The organism is Micromonospora sediminimaris (assembly GCF_016863575.1).
GTDB lineage: Bacteria > Actinomycetota > Actinomycetes > Mycobacteriales > Micromonosporaceae > Micromonospora > Micromonospora sediminimaris.
Genome location: NZ_BOPD01000017.1, coordinates 33,962 through 55,241, shown reverse-complemented (window position 1 = coordinate 55,241; position 21,280 = coordinate 33,962). Strand labels below are relative to the sequence as shown.

Genomic DNA, 21,280 nt, shown 5'->3' with positions numbered 1-21,280 from the left:
GTGCCCCCGGAGGGCGGTGGGGAAGAATGGGCGCGTGACGTCCCCCCGTGATCTTGTGCTGCTGGGTTGTACCGGGTCGATCGGTACGCAGGCCATCGACATCGTGCGGCGCAACCCGGAGCGGTTCCGGGTGGTGGCGCTGGGTGCCGGCGGCGGCAACATCGGGCTGCTCGCCGCCCAGGCCCTCGAACTCGGTGTCGACGTGGTCGGGGTGGCCAAGGCGTCGGCCGCGCAGGATCTCCAGCTGGCGTTCTACGCCGAGGCGAGTCGGCGGGGCTGGGCGAGCGGGGAGTTCAAGCTGCCCAAGATCGTGGCCGGGCCGGAGGCGATGACCGAGCTGGCGCAGTGGCCGTGTGACGTCGTACTCAACGGGGTGGTGGGGTCGCTCGGGCTGGCGCCGACGCTGGCGGCGCTGCGCGCCGGGCGTACGCTCGCGCTTGCCAACAAGGAGTCGCTGGTGGCCGGCGGCTCGCTGGTCAAGGGCGCGGTGACGCGGCCGGAGCAGATCGTCCCGGTGGATTCGGAGCACTCGGCGCTGGCACAGTGCCTGCGCGGCGGCACCCGGGGTGAGGTACGCCGGCTGGTGGTGACCGCCAGTGGTGGGCCGTTCCGGGGTAGGCGGCGCGACGAGTTGACGGCTGTCACGCCGGAGCAGGCGCTCGCCCACCCGACCTGGAACATGGGACCGGTCGTCACGATCAACTCGGCGACCATGGTCAACAAGGCGCTTGAGGTGATCGAGGCGCACGAGCTGTTCGACGTGCCGTACGCCGACATCACCGTGATGGTGCACCCCCAGTCGGTGATCCACTCGATGGTCGAGTTCGTCGACGGGTCGACGTTGGCGCAGGCCAGCCCGCCGGACATGCGGCTGCCGATCGCCCTCGGGCTGGGCTGGCCGGACCGGGTGCCGGAGGCCGCCGCCGCCGTCGACTGGACCACGGCGCACACCTGGGAGTTCACGCCGCTCGACGATGAGGCGTTCCCGGCGGTGGCGTTGGCCAAGGCGGCCGGGGAGGCCGGCCGCTGCCGGCCGGCGATCTACAACGCGGCGAACGAGGAGTGCGTGGCGGCGTTCGTCGCCGGGCGGCTGCCGTTCCTCGGCATCGTCGACACGTTGCAGCGCGTGTTGGAGGAGGCTCCCGATTTCGGCGAACCGGGTACCGTCGAGGACGTACTCGAAGCCGAGTCGTGGGCGCGCGCACACGCGCAGGAGATCATCGCTGCTGCGGTGGAAGGAGCTTGATGTCGTTCGCGTTCGGGGTGGTGCTGTTCGCCCTCGGCATTCTCATCTCGGTGAGCCTGCACGAGGCCGGGCACATGCTCACCGCCAAGGCCTTCGGCATGAAGGTCACCCGCTACTTCGTCGGCTTCGGCCCCACCCTCTGGTCGTTCAAGCGTGGCGAGACCGAGTACGGGATCAAGGGCATCCCACTCGGCGGCTTCTGCAAGATCGTCGGCATGACGCCGCAGGACGACGACGTCGAGCCCGGTGACGAGAAGCGCGCCATGTGGCGCTACCCGGTGTGGAAGCGCACCATCGTGATGTCCGCCGGGTCGGTCACCCACTTCGGGTTGGCGATCTTCGCGGCCTGGCTGGCCGCGATGACCTTCGGCCTGCCCAACCCGAACTTTCCCAGCACCGAGGAGCAGATCCGCAGCGAGCCGGCGGTGATCGCCCTCCAGGACTGCGTCCTGCCGGACACCACGTACCGGGCCTGCGAGACCGGTGACGCGCCGAGCCCCGCCGCTGCGGCCGGGCTTCAGGACGGCGACCGGATCACCTCGATCAACGGCACCCCGATCGCCAACTACGGCGACCTGCTCACCACCCTGCGGGCCACCAGCCCCGGCAGCACCGCCAAGATCGGGTACGAACGCGACGGCCAGCCCGGCAACGTCGAGACGGTGCTGGCCACCACCAAGCGCCCGCCGATCGACAACCCGGACGGGCCCGTCGGCGACGTCTCCGCGCTCGGCATCGGCCTGGTCATCAGCACTCCCGGCCTGGTCAGCTACGGCCCGGTCGAGGCGGTCGGCGCGACAAGCACCTTCATCGGCGACATGGCGGTGGCCACCGCGCAGGCGTTGCAGCGGCTGCCGGAGAAGATCCCCGCGCTCTGGACCGCCATCACCGGCGGCGAGCGGGACATCGACACCCCGATCAGTGTGGTCGGCGCCAGCGTCCTCGGTGGCGAGGCGGTCGCCAACAACGCCTGGGAAATCTTCATCATGCTGTTCATCTCGCTGAACTTCTTCATCGGGGTGTTCAACCTGCTGCCGCTGCTGCCGCTGGACGGCGGCCACATCGCCATCGCCTGGTTCGAACGAGCCCGCTCCTGGCTGTACGCGCGGCTGCGCCGGCCCGACCCGGGACGGGTGGACTACTTCAAGCTGATGCCCTTCACGTACGTGGTGATCCTGATCGGTGGGGTGTTCACCCTGCTCACCATCACCGCGGACGTGGTCAACCCGATCACCCTCTTCCCAAAGTGAGTGCCTGAAGTGACCGCTGTCAGTCTCGGTATGCCGCCCGTACCGCCGCCGCCGCTCGCGCCCCGCCGGGCCAGCCGCCAGATCATGGTCGGGTCCGTGCCGGTCGGCGGCGGCGCGCCGGTGTCCGTCCAGTCGATGACCACCACGTTGACCGCAGACGTGAACGCAACCCTTCAGCAGATCGCGGAGCTGACGGCGTCCGGGTGTCAGATCGTCAGGGTCGCGGTGCCCAGCCAGGACGACGTGGAGGCGCTGCCGGCCATCGCGCGCAAGTCGCAGATCCCGGTGATCGCGGACATCCACTTCCAGCCGAAGTACGTCTTTGCCGCGATCGACGCCGGGTGCGCGGCGGTCCGGGTCAACCCGGGCAACATCCGCCAGTTCGACGACAAGGTGGCCGAGATCGCCCGGGCCGCCTCGGACGCGGGTACGCCAATCCGGATCGGGGTCAACGCCGGCTCGCTGGACAAGCGGCTGCTGGCCAAGTACGGCCGGGCGACGGCGGAGGCACTCGTCGAGTCGGCGCTGTGGGAGTGCTCGCTCTTCGAGGAGCACGGCTTCCGGGACATCAAGATCTCGGTGAAGCACAACGACCCGGTGGTGATGATCCGGGCGTACCGGCAGCTCGCCGAGCAGTGCGACTACCCGCTGCACCTGGGCGTGACCGAGGCCGGGCCGGCGTTCCAGGGCACCATCAAGTCCGCGGTCGCCTTCGGTGCGCTGCTGGCCGAGGGGATCGGCGACACCATCCGGGTGTCGCTGTCCGCGCCGCCGGTCGAGGAGATCAAGGTCGGTAACCAGATCCTGGAGTCGCTCGGGCTGCGCGAGCGGGGCTTGGAGATCGTCTCCTGCCCGTCCTGCGGGCGGGCCCAGGTGGACGTCTACAAGCTGGCCGAGGAGGTCACCGCCGGCCTGGAAGGGTTGCCGGTGCCGCTGCGGGTCGCCGTGATGGGCTGCGTGGTGAACGGTCCAGGTGAGGCCCGCGAGGCCGACCTGGGGGTGGCCTCCGGCAACGGCAAGGGGCAGATCTTCGTCAAGGGTCAGGTCATCAAGACCGTGCCCGAGGGGCAGATCGTGGAGACCCTCATCGAGGAGGCGCTGCGGCTGGCCGACGAGATGGGCGCCGAGCTGCCCGAGGAACTGCGCGACCTGATTCCCGGCGCCACTGTCACCGTGCACTGACGACGCGACCACTACGAGGGCGGCCAACCACTGGGTGGCCGCCCTCGGCGCGTACCGGGGTCACTCGGATTCGGCGAGGATCGCGTACAGCTTGCGGCGGGTCTCGTCGAGCACCTGGGCGGCGCGTTCCCGCTGGTCGTCGGTGCCCGTCATCATCACCTGGCGCAGCGCCTGCATCGCCTGCATGCCGGCGTGACGAATGTCGTGCCAGCTGTTGATGGTGTCCTCCGCGACCTCCGCCCAGGGCGGCGTCTGGGCCGCCTCGTCGGCCTCGGCGCGGCCCTGCTCAGTGAGGGTGAACCGCTTGCGGCCGCCGCCGGACTCCTCGGTGGCGACGACGACGCCCTCGTCCTCCAGCAACTGGAGGGTCGGGTAGATCGAACCAGGGCTGGGCCGCCAACTCCCGCCGGTGCGCGAGTCGATCTCCTGGATCATTTCGTAGCCGTGCATCGGCCGCTCGGTGAGCAGGGCCAGCACCGCGTGGCGGACGTTGGGCCGGCGTCCCCGGCCTCGTCCGCGGCCACCCCGGCCGTGTCCGAACCCGTGCCCGCCCGGCGGAAACGGCGGCCCCGGCGGGAAGGGCGGAAAGCCGAACCCCCGCATCCGCCCCTCGTGCAGCCCATGCCCACGTCGATGGAACTTCATGCTGTGCTCCTTCCCGGAACTATCACTGATGCATCAACGATATATCGCCAACACAACGCCGACAACTCACTCACCCGCTTCGCCCGCTCACCCGCCCACGTCGCCTTGTTGACCAAGAAGTTTGGGTCGGGATGGGGGCCCGAGGATGGCGAAAACTTCTTGATCAACGCGGGTGGACGCGGGTGGACGCGGGCGGGGGTGGGGTGGGCGGGGGTGGGGCCGGGTGGGTGGGGGTTGCGGTCCGGCGACGGAAGGTGAATGAATCTGGCAGGCTGGTAACCGTGCTGACTGCGCCGGTGCGGCAAATCGGGGAATCGGAACGGCGTGCGGTCGAGCGGTTGCTCGATCTCGACCCGTTCGCTAGCGCGCAGGTCGCGGAGCGGGTCGCCGCGCGCGGGCTGGCCTGGTGGCGGGCCGAGGGCCGGGTCCTGGGGTACGGCTCCCGACGCCACCTCGAATCCGTCTGTTGGCTCGGCGGCAACCTCACCCCGGTGCTGGCCGGCCCGCAGGCCATCGCCGCCTTCGCCGACCTGCTGGCCGGCGAGGAACGGCTCTGTTCCTCGATCGTGGGGCGCGCCGACGCCGTGCTGCAACTGTGGGATCGACTCTCCGACACCTGGGGTCCGGCCCGCGACGTACGCCCGAACCAGCCGTTGCTGGTCACCGACGCGCTGCCCCCGGTCCCCGTCGACCCGCAGGTACGCCGGGTGCACAGCGGCGAACTCGACCGCCTCTTCCCGGCCGCCGTGGCGATGTACACCGAGGAGGTCGGCATCTCGCCGTTGGCCGACGACGGCGGGCGCGGGTACCGGCGCCGGGTCACCGAGATGATCCGCTCGGGTCGGGCGTACGCCCGCTTCGTCGACGGCCGGGTGGTGTTCAAGGCCGAACTGGCGGTCGTCACCCGGCGCACCGCGCAGGTCCAAGGGGTGTGGGTGGCACCCGAGTGGCGCGGGCGGGGCATCGCCACCGCCGCGATGGCGGCTGTGGTCCGTGACGCGCTGACCCGGGTCGCGCCCACGGTCAGCCTGTACGTCAACGACTTCAACCTGCCCGCCCGGCGCGTCTACGAGCGTTGCGGCTTCCGACCGGTCGGCGCGTTGGCGACCGTGCTGTTCTGAGTCGGCCCGCCGGTCGGCGGAGATCCTCGTCACGCCCCGCCACCGGCGAAAATGCGTTGAGTCAGGCGGCCGGGCGCAGCAGGCTGGAAACTCCGCCACCAGACCGGAGGAAACCGACGCATGCGCCTGCTCCGTGATCTGTGGGTCACCTCCTCGCGTCGGATGACCCTGGTGATCGTCCTGATCCTGCTCGGCGGCATCGGCCAGGCGGCCACCGCCGCGCTCGCCGGGCCGGTGCTGCTGCACCGCTCCGTCGGGTTCTTCGTGCTGCTGTCGGTGGCGTTGGTCGCGGCGGTCGTCAGCGACCTGGTGGTCAGCCTGGTGATGGCCGGCGTGACCGCCGACTGGTCCGCCGACCTGCGTCGCCGACTGTGCCGGGTGGCGCTGGGGCAGCCCGTACCCACCCTGGAGACCACTCCGGTGGGGGAGATGCTCGACCGGATCGACGGCGACGTCTACGACGTCGCATCGGGGGTGCGCGGTCCCGGCGTACGGCTGGCTCAGGCGCTGGCCGTCGGCCTGCTGTCCACGCTCGTCGCGCTCACCGTCTGGTGGCCGGCCGGGATCGGCATGCTGCTGCTCTGCGTCCTGCTCGCGTTCACGCTGCGCCGTCCCGCCGCCCGGATCGCCCCGGCCCGGATGCACGAGGAGGCGGCCTGGTCGGACCTCGCGGCGGTGATGGAGGAGGCGATCCACGGCCAGGACGACGTACGCACGAGTCTGGCCCGACCGTACGTGCTTCGCCTGTACGCCCGCCGGGCAGCCGAGGTGCTGCGCCGTGGCCTGCGGGTGTGGCAGATGTCGGCACAGGTCAACACAGTCGCGGCCGGGGTGACCCGGGCCGGGGTGGCGGTGGTCGTGCTCGGCGGCGTGTGGGCGTTGACCACCGGCCGGGTCGACGCCGCCCGGATGACCGCGATCTGGCTGCTCGCGCTCTCCCTCGGCATGACCGTCGAACACGTCAGCCGGATGGTGCCGGAGGTGCAGTACGCCCTCGGCGCGTGGGGGCGGGTCCAACTGCTCTCGGCCGCCCCGCAGGAACCCACCGGCGGTGCCGCCCCGAGCGACGGTGACCTGGTCATCCGCGACCTCACCTACCGTTACCCGAGCACCGGCCCGGACGCCGATCGCGGCCCCGCGCTGCGCGACATCGACCTGACCTTCGTGCGGGGCCGCTCGTACGCCCTGGTCGGCCGGACCGGGTCGGGCAAGTCGACGCTGGCCAAGCTGCTCACCCGGGCGGTCGACGTGCCACCGGGGACGGTCCTGCTGGGCGGGCGCGACGTGCTCGACCTCGACGTGGAGCAGTTGCGCCGGTGGGTCGCCGTGGTGCCGCAGCGTACCGAGATCCTCGCCGGCACCCTCGCCGAGAACGTGGCGCTGTTCGACCCCGAACTGCTCGACGCCGCCGCCCGGGCCCTGGACGAGCTGGGGCTGACCAACTGGATCGCGGAGCTGCCGGCCGGGCTGAACACCCGCCTAGGCGAGGGCGGCCACGTGCTCTCGGCCGGCCAGGAGCAGTTGGTCGCCTTCGCCCGGATCCTGGTCCGTGATCCGCACGTGGTGATCCTCGACGAGGCCACCGCCCGGCTCGACCCGGTCACCGAGACCCGGGTGCAGCAGGCCACCGAGCGCCTGCTGCGCGACCGGATCGGCATCGTCATCGCTCACCGGCTGTCGTCGGTGAGCCGCTGCGACGAGGTGGTGGTGCTGGCCGACGGCGCGGTGGTCGAGGCCGCCCCGCTGGCCGAGTCGCGGCGCTTCGCCGAACTCCTCGCCGCTGGCGACGCGGGTGGTGCCGTCGGTAACGCGGATGGTGCTGCCGGCCAGGCGGGTGGTGCTGCCGGCGACGCCGAGGTTGACCTGCTGGCCGGGTCGGGCTGGCCGCGGCCGGAACCGGTGCTGGTCGGTGCCCACCCGGCGGACGCGGCGATCGCAGCCGACTCGGGCGACCCGAGAGGTCTGCTGGTGGCAGGCATCAGGGCGCCCGGTTCGTCCCAGGCGAGTGATCCGCTGGCCGACGCCGTCCGGCCGGACCCGCCGGTCGAAGCCGCCGTCGCCGCCACACCGGCGGTCGGACCCGAGCCGGTCGAGCCGGCGGAGGGCCGGGAGACCGGGGGACATGAGGTTGGCGGACCTGAGCTCGGCGGACCGCCGGTCGACGCGAGGACGGGAGGCGGGGGCGATCAGCGACCCGCCTCCCGGGCACGGACCCTGCGGGAGATAGCTCGGCTCTGCCTCAACGACCCTCGGTACGGCGCGGCTGCGGTGGGCATCTTCGCCGTGCTGGCGATCCTCGGCCTGGACGGGCCGGTGCTCGCCTGGCTCTGGGCCGACGTGGTCGACGGCACCGGCGACCCCTGGCTGCCCGCCGTGGGTATCGCGGCCGGGCTGATCCTCGCCATCCCGGCGCACTACTGGACCCACCTGTGGTTTCCGGCCTGGTGGGTCCGGCAGATGCTGCGGATCAGCGCGCGACTCGTGCACGGCCAGACCGGCCCGCGCCGGGTCAGCCGGCACACCCCGGCCGAGGTGGTCGCCCAGGGCGGTGACACCGAGCGGGTGGTCCAACTCGCCGACAACGTGCTCGACCAGACCGTCGGTCTGATCCTGCTGGTCGCCATGACGTTGATCACCGACAGCGTGGTGCCGGGACTGTTCTTCCTCGGCACGATGGTGCTCTCCGGGCTGGCCGCCACGGCGTTCGGGCCGAGGCTGGAGCGCGCGGCACGGGACACCGTCGCCGCCCGGGCGGCCTTCGCCACCGCCCTGGTCTCCACCCTGTCGGCGGCCCGCACGGTGAAGCTGGCCGGGGCCACCCGACCGGTGCTGACCCACCTCGCCAACCTCGACACCGTACGCAGCGAACGGCAGCGCCGGGAGATCGCCGTGCAGGTCTGGGCGCGCTCCACGCCAGCGGTGGCCAGCGGGCTGTTCCCGATCGGCGTGTGGGCGTTGTTCCTGGCCGGCGGGCTCTCCGCTGGGGCAACTCTGGTCGCGGTCGCCACGCTGGGCGCGGCACGCTGGTTCGCCTGGACCACCGCCTCGTTGATCTCCCAGGTGCCGTCGGCGCGGGTGTGGACCCGGCGGACGGCGGAGATGACCGGGATCGAGGCGTACTCGGCGCGGGTGCCCGGGGTCGACCTGGCCGCCGGCACGGCCCCGGCCCCGACGGCGCCACCGCGTACCCCGCTGCGGCGGCTGGAACTGGTCGGCTTCGGCGTCCGGCACACCGACGGCACCGTCGCCGTACGCGACGTGGACCTGACCGTGGAACGTGGTCAACTGGTCCTCGTGGTCGGGCCGGTCGGTTCGGGCAAGTCGTCGCTGCTGCGGGCCCTCGCGGGCATCGCCCCGCACACCGGCCTGCTGACCTGGAACGACGAGCCGGTGACCGAGCCGGAGCTGTTCCTGCGTCCCAACCAGGTCGGCTACGTCGGTCAGTTGCCCCGGGTGCTCTCCGGCACGGTCGCCGACAACATCACCCTCGGGCATCAGGTGGACGCCGAGCACGCGGTCAGCACCGCCCAGCTCGAACACGACCTGGCCGCCACCGGCAGTGGGCTGGGTCTGCTCATCGGGCACAAGGGCACCCGGTTGTCCGGTGGGCAGCTGCAACGGCTGGCGCTGGCCCGGGCGTTGGCTCCGCGTACCGAGCTGCTGGTGGCCGACGACGTCTCCTCAGCGCTGGATGTCACCACGGAACTGGCGCTGTGGCAGGCGTTGCGGGACCGGGGCGTCACGGTGGTCGGCTCCACCTCGAAGCGGGCCGCGCTGGTACGGGCCGACCACGTGGTGGTGCTCATCGCCGGTACGGTGGCCGCCCAGGGCCCCTGGCGTGACCTGGACCGACGCTGGGGTCACCTGGCCGGCTGAGAGCGGGTCTGAGATCCGCACGGGTCCGGCTGCCCGCACCCGTCACCGGGCAGCCGGACCCGCGGATCAGGCCGCCCGCAGGTACGGGGCCGGCCAGTTGGGCGCGGCGCCCAGCTTGGCGGCCGCCTGGTGCGGCCAGTACGGATTGCGCAGCAACTCCCGGCCGAGCAGCACCATGTCGGCCTCGCCGTCGGCGATGATCGCCTCGGCCTGCTCCGGTTCGACGATCAGGCCGACCGCGCCGGTCGGCACCTGCGCCTCGCGGCGGACCTGAGCGGCCAGCGGCACCTGGTAGCCGCGCCCGACCGGAACCTTTGCGGATGGCGACGCCCCGCCGGAGGAACAGTCGATCAGGTCCACCCCGGCGGCGGCGAGTTCGGCGGCGAGGGCCACGCTGTCCTCGACCGTCCAGCCGCCCGGCACCCAGTCGGTGGCCGAGATCCGGGCCAGGACCGGCACGTCCTCACCGACAGCGGCGCGCACCGCCCGAGCGACCTCCAGCGTCAGCCGCATCCGCCCGGCCCGGTCACCGCCCCAGCCGTCGGCCCGATTGTTGGTCAGCGGGGAGAGGAACTCGTGCAGCAGGTAGCCGTGTGCAGCGTGGATCTCCACGGCGGCGAAGCCGGCCGCCACCGCCCGCGTGGCGGACTCGGCGAATGCCGCGACGACATCGGCGATCCCGGTGTCGTCCAGGGCCGACGGCACCCGGTACTCCGGCACGAACGGTTCACCGGTCGGCCCGACCGGCGTCCAGCCGCCCTCGGCGTCCGGCACCCCACCCTGGCGCGGCTCCCACGGCCGGTACGTCGACGCCTTGAACCCGGCATGCGCGAGCTGCACCACGGGCACCGCGCCGTGCGCGGCCACCAGCCTGGTCACCGGCCGCCAGGCGTCGACGTGGCGGCCGGACCACAACCCGGTGTCCTGCGGGCTGATCCGGCCCTCCGGCAGCACGGCGGTCGCCTCGGTCATCACCAGGCCCGCGCCACCGATCGCCCGGGTGCCGAGGTGCACCAGGTGCCAGTCGGTGGGCAGGCCGTCGGGACCGGCGCTGTACTGGCACATCGGTGCCAGCGCGATCCGGTTGGGCAGGGTGACCGTCCGCAGCGTCAGCGGCGTGAACAACGAACTCATCGCGCCATCCTCTCCCGGATGCGCGACCTCAGCGCCGACGGCGAGCTGTGGGCTCGCGCACGGTAGGTGTCCGGTGGTCCTGCACCGCCACCGTCGTGGGGTCGCGTACCGCCAACGCTCCGGCGGTGACCAGGGCCCAGCCGACGGCAACCGTCAGCAGCAGCCGCTCCAGCACCCCGACCAGCGGACTCCGGCCGACCAGCAGCATCGCCAGACCGACAGCTCCCGCGAGTGGCAGCGACACAACTGCCGCGACGACGCCCGTGCGCCGCAGCCGGCGTCGCGCCACCGGCGAGAAGGCGACCGCCAGCATCGCGAAGACCACCGCAGCCGTCGCGGCGACACTTGCCGCACCGTGCACCAGATCCGCCACGGTGGCCCGTTCGAACGGCGGCAGCGGGCAGCCCGCGCTGCACGTCACCGCTCCGGACAGGACCGTGCACAGACTCGCCGCCACGAGTAGCGTCACGGCGACCCGAAGTGCCGGGTCGCCGCAGTGCCGCGCACCGACCCGTAGTGCGACGGCGAGCAGCAGCAGCGCCCCGGCCAGGGCGAACACTCCGAACCGGTACGTCCAGGCATAGTCGCTGTCGACGACACCGGCCTCACTCACGTACCCGGTCAGGCCCGGTCCTGGGCCGGCGACGACGGCGAGTGTCACCGCAGCCGCGCCAGCCAGGGCGCAGAGCGCGGCGACCAGCGCGGCGCCGCGCCGCACCGACCGTCGGACCGTTGCCGGCGGCTCAGCCACGTCCGTGCGGCGTCGTCCAGCCGTGCAGGTCCGGCCCGAGTGGGACGATCCCGGTCGGGTTGATCTCGCCGTGGGTGGCGTAGTAGTGCCGCTTGATGTGGTCGAAGTCGACGGTCTCCCCGAAACCGGGAGTCTGGAACAGGTCCCGGGCGTAGGCCCACAACACCGGCAGCTCGGTGAGTTTCTGCCGGTTGCACTTGAAGTGTCCGTGGTACGCCACGTCGAAGCGGACCAGCGTGGTGAACAGGCGCACGTCCGCCTCGGTGATCGAGTCACCCATCAGGTAGCGACGGCCGGCCAACCGCTCCGACAGCGCGTCCAGCCGGGTGAACAGCACCTCGAACGCCTCGTCGTACGCCTGCTGGGTGGTGGCGAAGCCGCATCGGTAGACGCCGTTGTTGACGTCCCGGTGGATCTCGGCCATCAGCACGTCCAGCTCCGGGCGCAGCTCGACCGGGTAGAGGTCCGGCGCGTCCGGGGCGTGCAACTGCCGCCACTCGGTGGACAGGTCCAGGGTCAGTTGCGGGTAGTCGTTGGTGACCACCCGGCCGGTACGGGTGTCCACCAGCGCCGGCACGGTGACCCGGCCGGTGTAGTCCGGATCGGTGGCCAGGTACGCCTCGGAGAGGAAACCGATGCCGAGCACCGGGTCGAAGCCGTCCGGGTCGAGGACGAACCGCCAACCGCGATCGTCCCGGATCGGGTCGACGGTGCCCAGCGAGATGGCGTCAGTCAGCCCGAGCAGGTTACGCACGATCAGTGCCCGGTGCGCCCAGGGGCAGGCCCGGCACCAGATCAGCCGGTAGCGGCCCGGCTCCAGCGGCCAGCGGTCCTGCTCGTCTGGCCCGCCACCGGGCGGTGCGGTCGAGTGCGGCGTCACCCGCCCGGTGAACCGGTTGGGTTGGCGGACGAACGCGCCGCCGTCGCTGGTTTCCGCGCTGAACTGGGCCCGAGCCATGCCCACAACCTATCGGCAGCCGCCGGGGATATCCTGGCCGTCAGTCCCCGTGGACCCGGTGGACGCGCCCCTGCACCCCTTCCCATCCCCCCGAAGGACTCGCGATGACCGTGGCATACCTGGTGGCCGGTGTCCGCACCCCGATCGGCCGGTACGCCGGTGCGCTGGCCGGCGTACGCCCCGACGATCTGGCCGCCCACGTGATCCGCGAGCTGGTCGCGAGGCATCCGTCGGTGGACTGGGCGCGTACCGACGACGTGGTGCTCGGCTGCGCCAACCAGGCCGGCGAGGACAACCGCAACGTGGCCCGGATGGCGGCGCTGCTCGGCGGGCTGCCCGAGCAGGTGCCGGGCAGCACGGTCAACCGGCTCTGCGGCTCCGGGCTGGACGCGCTGGCCACCGCCGCCCGGTCGGTCGTCGCCGGCGAGGCGGACCTGGTCGTCGCGGGCGGCGTGGAGAGCATGAGCCGGGCGCCGTTCGTCATGCCGAAGGCGACCACCGCGTTCTCCCGCTCCGCCGAGGTGTACGACACGACTATCGGTTGGCGGCTGGTGAACCCGTTGATGGAGCGGGGCTGGGGCATCGACTCGATGCCCGAGACGGCGGAGAACGTGGCCGCCGAGTACGGCGTCGACCGGGCGGCGCAGGACGAGTTCGCGTACCGCTCGCAGTTGCGGGCCGCCAAGGCCCAGGCCGACGGCCGGTTGGCCGAGGAGATCGTGCCGGTGACCGTGCCGGCGGGTCGGCGGGAGACCCGGCTGGTCGAGGTGGACGAGCATCCCCGACAGACCTCGCTGGAGAAGCTGGCCGCGCTGCCCACCCCGTTCCGCGACGGCGGCACGGTGACCGCCGGCAACTCCTCGGGCGTCAACGACGGCGCGGTGGCGCTGCTTGTCGCATCGGAGGCGGCCGTCGCCGCGTACGGTCTCACTCCGTTGGCCCGGGTGGCCGGCACGGCGGCGGCCGGCGTGCCGCCCCGGGTGATGGGCATCGGGCCGGTTCCGGCGACCCGGCGGCTGCTGGACCGGCAGGGGTTGGCGCTGGCCGACATCGACGTGATCGAGCTGAACGAGGCGTTCGCCGCCCAGTCCGTCGCGGTGCTGCGCGAACTCGGCCTGCCGGAGGACGCGGAGCACGTCAACCCCAACGGGGGCGCCATCGCCCTGGGTCACCCGCTCGGTGCCAGCGGTGCCCGGCTCGCGCTGACCGCCGCGTTGGAACTGCGCCGACGCGGCGGGCGGCGGGCGCTGGCCACCATGTGCATCGGAGTGGGGCAGGGCATCGCGCTGCTGCTGGAGGCCGCCTGAGCCGCCGGCAGCGGTGGTAGATCAGGAAAAGGCCGTTGTGGATCTCCCCCCGCGCCGCGGACCCGCCTAGAGTGGTCAGCATCACGATCCACGGCGACGACGTGAGGTGCAACCAGTGCAGAAGCCGGACGGACTTCCCGCCGAGATCGACCTTTCCCGGCCCAGCGCGGCGCGGGTGTACGACTACTTCCTCGGCGGTGCCCACAACTTCGAGATCGATCGGCAACTGGCCGAGCAGATCGCGACCATGACGCCGAACCTGGCGGCCACCATGCGGGCCGGGCGGGAGTTCCTTCGCCGGGCGGTGCGTGCCCTGCTCGACGCCGGCATAGACCAGTTCCTGGACATCGGCTCCGGCATCCCCACGGTCGGCAATGTGCACGAGGTCGCCCAGGCCGCGAACCCGAAGGCCCGGGTGATCTACGTCGACATCGACCCGGTCGCGGTGGCGCACAGCCGGGAACTGCTCGCCGGCAACGAGTCGACCGGCGTCATCCACGCCGACCTGCGGGACCCGGAACGGATCCTGGCCGAGGCGGGCAAGCTCGACCTGCTCGACTTCGACCGGCCGCTGGGCATCCTGCTCGCCGGGGTGGTGCACTTCGTACCGGACACCGACCGTCCCGGTGACGTCCTGGCCACCCTGCGCGCGGCCGCCGCCCCCGGCAGCCACCTGGTCATCTCACACTCCACCTTCGAGGACCAGCCGCAGGAGATGCTGGACGCGCAACGACTGTCGGCACGTACCGCCACGGAGATCACTCTCCGCTCGCGGGCCGAGATCACCGGGTTCTTCGGTGACTGGACGATTGTGGATCCCGGAGTGGTGCACATGGAGCTGTGGCGACCCGACTCGCCGTCCGACGTCACCGCCGACGGGCAGCGCTTCGGTGCCTTCGGTGGTGTCGCCCGGAACGACCGGCCCGCCGGCTGATCCGATGGCCGCCGTGGGTGCCTCCGGCGGGAACACCGTCGATCCGGCCGGCGCCCAGCGGTACGCCGCCGACTGGGCGCGGGCCGTACGCCGGCTCGGTTTCGTGCCGCTGAGCGCGGCCGAGACCGAGCGGTTGCTGCTCGGGCACACCTTCCGGCTGGCGGAGGTGCTGCTCAGCGCCGAGCCACCGGCCCCGGCAGCGGAGGAGGTCGGTCGGTCACTCGTCGCCGCGCACCTGACCGAGCCGGGGGTGATCGAGTGGTCGGTGCGTACGCTCGGCGAGCGGTTCCGGGCCGACGTGCTCGCCGCCGCGGCCGGGCGGCCGGGGTTGGACGAGCGGATCGCGGTGGTGCAGGGCGCTCTCGCGGCCGGCTTCGCCCGCGCGCTGCGGGAGCGGACCTTCGTCCAGCAGGAGGGGATCGCCCGCGCCATGTGGCAGGCGCGGGACGACGCCGAGGCGGCGTTGCGGGACAGCGAGGCCCGCTTCCGGGCGGTCTTCGACGGCGCGGCCATCGGCATCGGCATCGCCGGAGTCGACGGGACGATCATCGACGTCAACCACGCCTTCGCCGACATGCTCGGCTACTCGGTCGAGGAACTGCGGCAGCTCAACGTGGCGTCGCTGTTCCACGCCGACGACGCGGCCGGCATGTGGGAGCTGTACCAGGAGCTGATCGAGGGCAAGCACGAAGCGGCCCGGGTCCAGAAGCGCTACTACCGCAAGGACGGCAGCGCCGTCTGGACGGATCTGGCCGTCTCGCTGATCCGCCACGACGACGGCCGGCCCCGGTTCACCGTGGCCGTGGTCGAGGACATCACCGAACGGTACGAACTCCAGCAGCGGTTGCGCTTCCAGGCGCTGCACGACCCGCTGACCGGCCTGCCGAACCGGACGCTGTTCTTCGACACGCTGGCCGGCCTGGTGGAGCGACCCGACGCGCCGGGCCGGGTCGGTGTCTGCTTCCTCGACCTGGACGGATTCAAGGCGATAAACGACAGTCTCGGGCACGCACTCGGCGACCGGCTGCTCGTGATGATCGCCCGACGGCTGGCCGACTGTGTGGCCGAGCAGGGCTATCTGGTCGCCCGGATGGGCGGCGACGAGTTCGTCATCCTGGTCGACGGGGTGGCCGCCGTCGAGGACGTCATCGCCGTGGCCGAGTCGGCCCTGGCCGCCGTCGCCGCGCCGCTGTGCGTCGGCGACCAGCAGCTCGCGGTCTCGGCGAGCATCGGCATCGTCGACTCGGCGGTGGCCGGCACCAGCGTGGTGGAGCTGATGAAGGCGGCCGACGCCACGCTCTACTGGGCGAAGGCGGAGGGCCGCGACCGGTGGGCGGTCTACGATCCCGAGCGCAGCGCCCGGGACCTCGCCCGGTCGGAGCTGGCCGCCGGGCTGCCGGCGGCCCTGGACCGGGGCGAGTTCGTGCTGCACTACCAGCCGATCGTCTCCCTGCTCGACGGGCGCATGCTGGCCGTCGAGGCGCTCGTCCGGTGGCAGCATCCGCACCTGGGACTTGTCGGTCCGGACCGGTTCATCGGACTCGCCGAGGAGACCGGCCTGATCGTCCGTCTCGGTGAGTGGGTGCTGCGGCAAGCGTGTCGCGACGCCCAGCGGTGGCACACCGAATTCCCTGACGCCGGGTTGGTGGTTAGCGTGAACCTGGCCGCCCGCCAGGCCGATCGCCCGGCGATCGTGGACACCGTGGCCGATGCGCTGGCCAGCAGCGGCCTGCCGGCGGAGCTGCTGCAACTGGAGCTGACCGAGAGCGCGGTGATGGGGTCCGCCGGGGAGCCGCTGCGGACCCTGCACCGGCTCGCCGCGCTGGGCGTACGGCTGGCCGTGGACGACTTCGGCACCGGGTACTCGAATCTGGCGTACCTGCGCCGGTTGCCGATCACCTGTCTGAAGTTGGCGGGCCCGTTCGTGGAGGGAATCCGGGGCACCGCGCCGGCCGACGCCGATCACCGTGACGAACGCATCGTCGACGCGCTGGTGCGGCTGGCCCACGCGTTGGAACTGTGGGTCACCGCGGAGGCGGTCGAGACCGAAGCGCAGGCGGAGCGGCTGCGGGCGTTGCGGTGCGACACCGCCCAGGGCCGGCTGTTCGGCCCACCCGGTCCGGCGGAGACGGTGGTGGCCCGGTTGCGTGGCGACGGACCGCGATGATCAGACCGTGACCATTCCGGGTACGAACGTGGCCCGTGGATCAGGGTCGAGGCGAGCGGATGGGGAGTCGACGTGGGGCTGACGGAGACCGGGACGGCGGTGTCGGTCGTCGCCGCGCTGGCCATCCTCGCCGGGTTGGCCGGGGTGGTGGTGCCCGGTCTGCCGGCGCTGCCGTTGTGCTGGGGCGGCGTACTGGTGTGGAGCCTGTTCGGCGACGCCGGAACCGGCCGCTGGCTGGTGCTCGCCGCCGCCACGCTGGTCGCCGTGGCCGGCACCGTGGTCAAGTACGCCTGGCCCGGCCGGAACCTCAAGCGGGCCGGGGTGCCCACCACCTCGCTGCTGGCCGGCGCGGTGCTCGGCCTGGTCGGCTTCTTCGTCATCCCGGTGGTCGGGCTGGTCATCGGCTTCGTCGGCGGGATCTTCGTGATGGAGCGGCTGCGGCTGGGAGACACCCGGCTGGCCTGGCCGGCGACGAAGCAGGCGGTCGCCGCGGCGGGACTGTCGATGCTCGTGGAGTTCCTCTCCGGCATGGTGATCGGCGCCCTCTGGGTGGCCGGCCTGGTGATGGCTTGACCGATCGTGGCACGGTGCTTACCGAAGCGGCGCGGGGCGGAGTCGGGGTAGGGCGCGACGCCGTACCCGAGAGAGAGGTGACGCTTCCCCGCGCCGCCGCGGCGGCCGGGCCGTTCCGAGGGCCCGGTGGTCGGCCCGTCGCGATCGGGCCTGGTCACAAGCCCAAGGATGGGCTACGCCGGCCCCGCCGGCAACGCAATTGCGGCCCTGACGCTGCTAGCTGCCGTCGCGTGCGGTGAGGCGGCTCGGGTCCAACACGACGATGGCGCCGGGCTCGACCCGGATGGCGCCCGCGCCGACGAGGACCTGTAGCGCACGGTTGACGGTCACCCGGGACAGACCGATCTCCTCACCGAGTCCCTGCTGCGCTCCCGGCAGGGTGATCCGGCTGCCCCGGGTACGCATGGATTCGGCGACCCAGGCGGCGACCCGCGTGACGGGCTGCGGCGCGGCGCGGCGGACCTGGGCCCGGCGGTCGCGGTGCACCTGGTCGGACAGGTGGCGTAGTACGTGGTCGCGGAGCGCCGGAACCTGGCCGATGAGATCTCGCAGGAGAACCGCCGGCAGCAGGCGGATCCGGCAGGCGGTCGACGCGGTCCAGGTCGCCGTGTGCGATCCGCCGCCGAGTACGGCGGCCTTGTCGATCACGCATGGGCCGGTCACCGTCACGAATCGGACCCGCGAGCCGTGGCTGGTGTCGTAGCCCGCCGAGAGCGTTCCGCGGATCACAACGACGAGGTGTCGGGCCGGCTCGCCGACGCGGGCGGCGGTGGCGCCCCGGGAAAGGTCGCGGGGCGGACACTCGGTGGCGAGCCACGCCAGGCGTGCCTCGTCGAGCATCGAGAACAGCGGCACCGCCGCCAGTTCGACCTGGTCCATCTCGCGGAGCGTATCGCGGGATACAGCCGTACGACCCGTCTGGTCCTTACGCTCCTCGCCATGATCTGTGTGGAACTCTCCTTCACCGACGAGCCTGCCCGGCTGGCGGCCCGACCGGCGCACCGGGACCGCCTGCGGGCGCTGTACGAGCAGGGCGCGCTGCTCCTCGCCGGCCCCTGGGACGGCGACTCCGGTGCGTTGCTGGTCTTCACCGGCGACCGGGCGGAGGTCGACCGGCTCATGGCCGAGGATCCCTACTTCACCACCGCCGGTGTCGAGGTTGTGGCGGTGCGCGGATGGCGACCGGTCGTCGGTCCCTGACGGTTTGGCGGGGGACCGGATCGGGGTACCGGCGGAGCGTCTTATTGACGGTGATCGGCTCGGCCGGTAGACCTTGGTGATGGAGGCTCGCGGATGAGAACGCCGCCGCTCACGTTGGAACAACTGCGGGTCGCCGTCGCCGAGGGCGAGATCGACACGGTGGCGCTGGCCCTGGTCGACATGCAGGGCCGGTTGCAGGGCAAACGGTTCCACGCCCCGTACTTCCTCGACCAGGTCGTCGGACACGGCAGCGAGGGATGCAACTACCTGCTCGCCGTCGACGTGGACATGAACACCGTCGACGGGTACGCGATGTCGAGCTGGGAACGCGGCTACGGCGACTTCGCGATGAAGCCGGACTTCGGCACCCTGCGCCGGGTGCCGTGGCAGCCCGGGACGGCGCTGCTCCTGGCCGATCTGGAGTGGTTGGACGGGGCCGGTCCGGTGATCGCCTCGCCGCGGCAGATCCTGCGCCGGCAGTTGGACCGGCTGGCCGGGCACGGGTTGACCGCGTACGCCGGCACCGAGCTGGAGTTCGTCCTCTTCCGTGACTCGTACGAGCAGGCGTGGCGCAGCGGGTACCGGGAGCTGACCCCGGCCAACCAGTACAACGTCGACTATTCCCTGCTGGGTACCGCCCGGGTGGAGCCGCTGCTGCGCCGGATCCGCACCGAGATGGCCGGCGCGGGGCTGGTTCCGGAGAGCGCGAAAGGTGAGTGCAACCTCGGCCAGCACGAGATCGCCTTCCGCTACGACGAGGCGGTCGCCTGCGCCGACCATCACGTCATCTACAAGAACGGGGCGAAGGAGATCGCCGCCCAGGAGGGCATGTCGATCACCTTCATGGCGAAGCCGAACGAGCGGGAGGGCAACTCCTGTCACATCCACTTCTCGCTGCGGGACGCCTCCGGCGGCTCGGCGATGCTGGGTGACGGGCCGGCGGACCTGAGCCGGACCGGTGAGCGGGTGCTCGCCGGGCTGCTCGCCACGATGCGCGAGATGAGCCTGTTCTTCGCGCCGAACATCAACTCATACAAGCGTTACCAGCCGGGCTCCTTCGCGCCGACCGCACTGCGGTGGGGCACCGACAACCGCACCTGCGCGCTGCGGTTGGTGGGGCACGGTCAGGGGATGCGGGTGGAGAACCGGGTGCCGGGTGCCGACGTCAACCCGTACCTGGCGATCGCGGCCCTGGTGGCGGGCGCGCTGCACGGCATCGAGAACGAGTTGGATCTGGGCGAGGAGTGCACCGGCAACGCGTACGACGACCCGGGCGCCGAACGCGTCCCCGGTACCCTTCGCGACGCCCTCTCCCTCTGGGAAGGCTCGACGGTGGCCCGCGACGCCTTCGGCGAGGAGGTGGTCGCCCACTACGCCAACATGGCCCGCGTCGAGCTGGCCGCCTTCGACGCCGCCGTCACCGACTGGGAACTGACCCGTGGTTTCGAACGCCTCTGACAGCCGCCAACCACCCCACCTTCTCCGCGATCTTGCACTTTCGGTCCCTAGATTGTGGTGCTATGTCGAGTTTGTCCCGACAGAAAGTGCAAGATCGCGAGGAGTGGGTGGGTGAGGGTGGGTGGGTGAGGTCTGGGATCCGGCTCGTGCGGTGGTGTTGCGGGAGGTTGGGGAGAGCTCCGTCGGGGAGGTGGATGCGGCGGTTGAGCGGGCGGGGCGGGCGTTCGAGCGGTGGCGGCAGGTGAGCGCGGGGGACCGGGGGCGACTGTTGCGGCGGTTCGCGGCGGTGGTGGACGAGCACCTGGAGGAGTTGGCGCGGCTGGAGGTGGCAAACGCCGGTCACACCATCGGCAACGCCCGCTGGGAAGCGGGCAACGTGCGGGACGTGCTGGACTACTACGCGGGGGCGCCGGAACGGCTCACCGGGCGGCAGATCCCGGTGCCGGGCGGGCTGGACGTCACCTTCCACGAACCGCTCGGCGTGGTCGGGGTGATCGTGCCGTGGAACTTTCCCATGCCCATCGCCGCCTGGGGCTTCGTGCCCGCGCTCGCCGCCGGCAACACGGTGGTGCTCAAGCCCGCCGAACTGACGCCGTTGACCGCGATGCGGCTGGCCGAGCTGGCGGAGCAGGCGGGTCTGCCCGAGGGAGTGTTCACCGTGCTGCCCGGGCGGGGCGAGGTGGTCGGTGAACGGTTCGTCAGCCACCCGGCCGTGCGCAAGATCTGCTTCACCGGCTCCACCGAGGTCGGCACCCGGATCATGGCCGGTTGCGCGAACCAGGTGAAGCGGCTGACCCTGGAGCTGGGCGGCAAGTCGGCGAACTTGATCTTCGCCGACGCGGACCTGGAGCGGGCTGCCGCCAGCGCGCCGTACGCCGTCTTCGACAACGCCGGTCAGGACTGCTGCGCCCGGTCCCGACTGCTGGTGCAGCGCGGGGTGTACGACAGCTTCCTCGAACTGCTCGAACCGGCCGTGCGCGCCTTCCGGGTGGGTGATCCGGCCGACGAGAGCACCGAGATGGGACCGCTGATCTCGGCCGCGCAGCGGGACCGGGTCGCCGGCTACGTCGACGGCTCGCGAGTGGCGTTCACCGGTTCGCGGCCCGACGGCCCCGGGTACTGGCACGCACCGACCGTGCTGCTCGCCGACTCCCCGGGCGACCGTCACTGGCGGGAGGAGATCTTCGGCCCGGTCGTCTCGGTGCTCCCGTTCGACGACGAGGCCGACGCCGTCCGGCTGGCCAACGACACCGAGTACGGTCTCTCCGGCTCGATCTGGACCCGCGACGTGGGCCGGGCGCTGCGGGTGGCCCGGGCCGTGGAGGCCGGCAACCTGAGCGTCAACTCCCACTCCTCGGTGCGGTACTGGACACCCTTCGGTGGGATGAAGCGTTCCGGTCTGGGTCGGGAACTGGGGCCGGACGCCCTGCACGCGTTCACCGACGTCAAGAACGTCTTCGTCAACACGGAGGAGTGAG

The 21,280-nt window shown here is 71.9% G+C and carries 17 protein-coding genes; 12 read left to right on the top strand and 5 right to left on the bottom strand.

Annotated features, from left to right (window positions below; genetic code table 11):
• The first annotated feature begins 34 nt into the window (after positions 1–34).
• From dxr to ispG, 3 genes are read left to right on the top strand one after another with little or no spacing between them, the layout of a single operon-like run.
• Positions 35–1,246, top strand: a complete 1,212-nt coding sequence (gene dxr / locus Vse01_RS14915) for a 1-deoxy-D-xylulose-5-phosphate reductoisomerase (protein ID WP_093401663.1) — start codon at positions 35–37, stop codon at positions 1,244–1,246.
• Complete coding sequence (locus Vse01_RS14910) at positions 1,246–2,496, top strand: M50 family metallopeptidase (protein ID WP_093401662.1); 1,251 nt, start codon at positions 1,246–1,248, stop codon at positions 2,494–2,496. Before dxr ends, Vse01_RS14910 begins: the two co-directional genes overlap by 1 nt.
• Positions 2,497–2,505: 9 nt before the next feature.
• Positions 2,506–3,678 (top strand): flavodoxin-dependent (E)-4-hydroxy-3-methylbut-2-enyl-diphosphate synthase, encoded by a 1,173-nt coding sequence (gene ispG / locus Vse01_RS14905; RefSeq protein ID WP_093401661.1) that lies wholly within the window; start codon positions 2,506–2,508, stop codon positions 3,676–3,678.
• A 60-nt stretch (positions 3,679–3,738) separates the two neighbouring features.
• On the opposite strand, the gene Vse01_RS14900 is transcribed toward ispG, so the two are convergent.
• Positions 3,739–4,323: a PadR family transcriptional regulator gene (locus Vse01_RS14900; RefSeq protein WP_093401660.1), complete on the bottom strand. Its 585-nt coding sequence runs from the start codon at positions 4,321–4,323 to the stop codon at positions 3,739–3,741.
• Between the two features lie 281 nt (positions 4,324–4,604).
• Between Vse01_RS14900 and Vse01_RS14895 the strand changes: the two genes are divergently transcribed.
• The gene (locus Vse01_RS14895; protein WP_093401659.1) at positions 4,605–5,444 is read left to right on the top strand and encodes a GNAT family N-acetyltransferase; all 840 of its coding nucleotides are present in this window, start codon (positions 4,605–4,607) and stop codon (positions 5,442–5,444) included.
• 120 nt (positions 5,445–5,564) lie between these two features.
• Positions 5,565–9,320: an ABC transporter ATP-binding protein gene (locus Vse01_RS14890; RefSeq protein WP_093401658.1), complete on the top strand. Its 3,756-nt coding sequence runs from the start codon at positions 5,565–5,567 to the stop codon at positions 9,318–9,320.
• A gap of 66 nt (positions 9,321–9,386) precedes the next feature.
• On the opposite strand, the gene Vse01_RS14885 is transcribed toward Vse01_RS14890, so the two are convergent.
• From Vse01_RS14885 to Vse01_RS14875, 3 genes are read right to left on the bottom strand one after another with little or no spacing between them, the layout of a single operon-like run.
• Positions 9,387–10,454, bottom strand: coding sequence for an NADH:flavin oxidoreductase/NADH oxidase (locus tag Vse01_RS14885; protein WP_093401657.1), 1,068 nt, complete (start codon positions 10,452–10,454; stop codon positions 9,387–9,389).
• 28 nt (positions 10,455–10,482) lie between these two features.
• Positions 10,483–11,205: a DUF998 domain-containing protein gene (locus Vse01_RS14880; protein ID WP_093401656.1), complete on the bottom strand. Its 723-nt coding sequence runs from the start codon at positions 11,203–11,205 to the stop codon at positions 10,483–10,485.
• Positions 11,198–12,163, bottom strand: coding sequence for a glutathione S-transferase family protein (locus Vse01_RS14875; RefSeq protein WP_093401655.1), 966 nt, complete (start codon positions 12,161–12,163; stop codon positions 11,198–11,200). Before Vse01_RS14875 ends, Vse01_RS14880 begins: the two co-directional genes overlap by 8 nt.
• Positions 12,164–12,267: 104 nt before the next feature.
• On the opposite strand from Vse01_RS14875, the gene pcaF reads away from it, so the two are divergent.
• From pcaF to Vse01_RS14855, 4 genes are all read left to right on the top strand, one after another.
• Positions 12,268–13,470: a 3-oxoadipyl-CoA thiolase gene (pcaF, locus tag Vse01_RS14870; RefSeq protein WP_093401654.1), complete on the top strand. Its 1,203-nt coding sequence runs from the start codon at positions 12,268–12,270 to the stop codon at positions 13,468–13,470.
• Between the two features lie 115 nt (positions 13,471–13,585).
• Positions 13,586–14,404, top strand: coding sequence for an SAM-dependent methyltransferase (locus Vse01_RS14865; RefSeq protein ID WP_093401653.1), 819 nt, complete (start codon positions 13,586–13,588; stop codon positions 14,402–14,404).
• Between the two features lie 4 nt (positions 14,405–14,408).
• Complete coding sequence (locus Vse01_RS14860; RefSeq protein WP_093402024.1) at positions 14,409–16,571, top strand: putative bifunctional diguanylate cyclase/phosphodiesterase; 2,163 nt, start codon at positions 14,409–14,411, stop codon at positions 16,569–16,571.
• Between the two features lie 72 nt (positions 16,572–16,643).
• A complete protein-coding gene (locus tag Vse01_RS14855) occupies positions 16,644–17,144 on the top strand; it encodes a DUF456 domain-containing protein (RefSeq protein ID WP_093401652.1) in 501 nt (166 codons plus the stop codon).
• A gap of 216 nt (positions 17,145–17,360) precedes the next feature.
• On the opposite strand, the gene Vse01_RS14850 is transcribed toward Vse01_RS14855, so the two are convergent.
• Positions 17,361–18,023, bottom strand: coding sequence for a Crp/Fnr family transcriptional regulator (locus Vse01_RS14850; protein WP_093401651.1), 663 nt, complete (start codon positions 18,021–18,023; stop codon positions 17,361–17,363).
• A 60-nt stretch (positions 18,024–18,083) separates the two neighbouring features.
• Here Vse01_RS14850 and Vse01_RS14845 point away from each other — a divergent pair, with 60 nt between their 5' ends.
• The 3 genes from Vse01_RS14845 (at position 18,084) to Vse01_RS14835 (ending at position 21,279) form a co-directional block, all read left to right on the top strand.
• On the top strand, positions 18,084–18,344 hold the full coding sequence (locus Vse01_RS14845) for a YciI family protein (protein WP_093401650.1): 261 nt from the start codon (positions 18,084–18,086) through the stop codon (positions 18,342–18,344).
• 93 nt (positions 18,345–18,437) lie between these two features.
• The gene (locus Vse01_RS14840) at positions 18,438–19,802 is read left to right on the top strand and encodes a glutamine synthetase family protein (RefSeq protein WP_093401649.1); all 1,365 of its coding nucleotides are present in this window, start codon (positions 18,438–18,440) and stop codon (positions 19,800–19,802) included.
• A 121-nt stretch (positions 19,803–19,923) separates the two neighbouring features.
• Positions 19,924–21,279, top strand: a complete 1,356-nt coding sequence (locus tag Vse01_RS14835) for an aldehyde dehydrogenase family protein (protein ID WP_093401648.1) — start codon at positions 19,924–19,926, stop codon at positions 21,277–21,279.
• The last annotated feature ends 1 nt before the right edge of the window (position 21,280 follow it).